1 pseudogene is annotated in these 2,604 nt (G+C 59.8%); it reads right to left on the bottom strand.

Annotated elements, in window-relative coordinates:
• Positions 1–2,148: pseudogene (locus tag EP237_RS22750) on the bottom strand (calcium-binding protein); the annotation flags it as partial.
• Between the last annotated feature and the right edge of the window lie 456 nt (positions 2,149–2,604).

Below are 2,604 nucleotides of genomic sequence, written 5' to 3' on the forward strand. Positions count from 1 at the left end.
CCCTCCGAAATCGAGCACAAGGTTGCCGCTGACCACAGTGGCATCCGCGATCAATTGCGCATCGGTGCCCGTCCAAATGGAGGACGAGATTCCGATAAGGTCACCGTTGAAATCGGTGATCACATCCGCGCCGCCATTGTAAATGAAGCTGTCCTCACCCGCGCCGCCGGTTAGCGTGTCGTTGCCGGTTCCGGTCTCAAACCGGTTATTTTCGGCGTCGCCCGTGACCTGAGCGTCATAGCTCCCGCGCAGCATCAGAGCTTCGACATTGGAAATGGAGTCCGACAGGGTCGGATTGCCCAGTTGTCCAGAATACCCCGTGGTCAGGTCGAGCTGATAGACGAAGCCTGCGGGCAGGGTGAACCCGTTCAGGTCGATTTCCAGCGTGTCGAACCCGTCACCGCCGTCGACCGTATCGCTGCCGGACTCAAGCCGGATCCAGTCATTGCCCCCGGCGGCATTGATCGAATCGTCACCGCCCCGATCTTCGAAGTAGTTTTCGTTGCCATCTCCGATCAGGGTGTCGTTCTGGTCGGTGCCGGCAACGCCCTCAATACCGCTGAGGCTGTCGGTATCGCCGTAGCTGTCGGTTGCAACACCCGTCGCGAGGTTCACATTGACCCCGTTGGTCCCGCCCTCGAGCCAGTACTGGACCATGTCCCAACCGCCATTGCCGTTGATCGTGTCATTTCCAGCCTCGCCGACCCAGGATTCGTTGCCCTGCCCGGTGCCGGAGCCGCCGTTCGATCCGTTGAAGACATCCGCGTCCTGTGTGCCCTCGAAATGGTCGGCATAGGTGAAGGTATCGTTGACGACACCGGCGGTATTGCTGGTGGTCGTCCCGGTGCCGTTTGCGCCAACAGTTATGACGACCCCGCCCGTGCCCGCGACGTTTTCATAGATGACGTCGATACCGCCGCCGCTGCGGTCGGCGAAGGCCTGGGCATGTCCGATGATCGTGTTGTTGCCGGTGCCACCCGAAATGATGTCGCCATAGCCCTGGGACGCGGAATCGCCGCCGGATGCGTCGATGGTGTCATCGCCGCCGTCGCCCCGAATGTTGTCACGCCCGCCGCCGCCGGCTATTGTGTCGTTGCCATCGAGGCCCTCCAACTCGTTGTCCTGGTCGTCGCCGATAATCGTGTCACCAGAGTTCGTGCCCATGACCCGTTCGAACCCGGACAGGGAGTCCGTATCGCCAAACCCGTCGATCGCAATGCCGGTCATCAGGTTGACATTCACACCAGCGGCACCGCCATAATTGGCGTCCCGGTCATAGCGGACGCGGTCGTTCCCGTCGCCGCCAATCAGCGTATCGTTGCCATCGAGACCGCGGATCTGGTTGCTCTCCGCGTCGCCGGTGATGTGGTCGTCATGCATCGACCCGCGAACCATCTCGAAATTCGCGATCGTGTCATTGCCCGCGCCGCCCGTGGCGGTTCCGGTCGCAAGGTTGACGGTCACGCCGGAGGTGGCATCGTCATAGACAACCTGGTCGTAATCGTCTCCACCATCGAGGGAATCGTCGTCTGCGCCGCCGCGGATGTAATCGTCCCCCGCGCCGCCGTTCAGGGTGTCATTGCCTCCCTGGCCGGACAAGTCATCATCCCCGGCACCACCGTTGTACAATTCATTCAGTCCTGTGCCGACGAACTCATCGTTCTGGGTGATCACGACCCCCGAAATGGCGGTCGGGTCAAACGGCGTATTCGGTGCATAGGTTCCGGTCGCTAGGCTAGCCGACAGAACGGATCCGTCCAGAGCACTCACCTCGGCCTGATTTGTCGGCATGCTGACAGGGCTGGAAAGGAAGAACAGGTAGTCGACCTGTTCGCTTTCATCCCAATGGGATATGAACGTGATCGGACCTGACGTTGTGTTCAACGTGCCGACATAGGTTTCATCGCCTGTGGACGTCGGATCGATGCGAACACCACCAATCTGGAAATAGTTCGAGTTACCCCCGCCCTGGCTGCTGAATTCAACTTCCGGTAATCCCAGGTTATTCGTCGCGCCGCCCGAAATGGTCGTGTAAGACATCGTTGCGCCTTCGGAGACATTCAGCACAAGCGACACCGGCCCTTCGTAGACCGCAGCTCCTCCGGCTGTGTAGCTGAGCGAGATTCCCTGAAGTGTAATGTTTGGCATGGTGTTCCCCCGAACAGTTTCGTTTACAATATCTTTTGCAGCAAATGGGTACCCATCTGCGCGCTGCTTAAACTAAAATAGTATGTCTTTTTTTCGTTTGTCCAGCTCTTAGAGCCACTTGGCCACAGTGCAGCCCGTGCCGCCATCGAAGATGGACCTTTCGCATTTGCCCTGTGACCTGCCCACTTGAACCGGACAGCCGTCCATGGCGTCGCGAACCAGACCCGAGAATGCAGGTTGGAAAGAAGGCTATTCCCCTCGCTTGTGCATTCGACGACGGAATGCCTTGCCGAGGGCGACCAAGGTTTCAGGATTGAACCGCCCGTTGACGGACACCCGGCACCAGTTGGGGCCTGTTGCAGGGGGGGGGCATCCTGAGCGGGGTAACGGGCCAGTCAGGGGCCGGACACGTTTTTATGGCAGCGGCTCTCCGCCGCGCCCCCCTCAGAACACGAA

This window comes from Nioella ostreopsis, from assembly GCF_004000255.1.
GTDB lineage: Bacteria > Pseudomonadota > Alphaproteobacteria > Rhodobacterales > Rhodobacteraceae > Nioella > Nioella ostreopsis.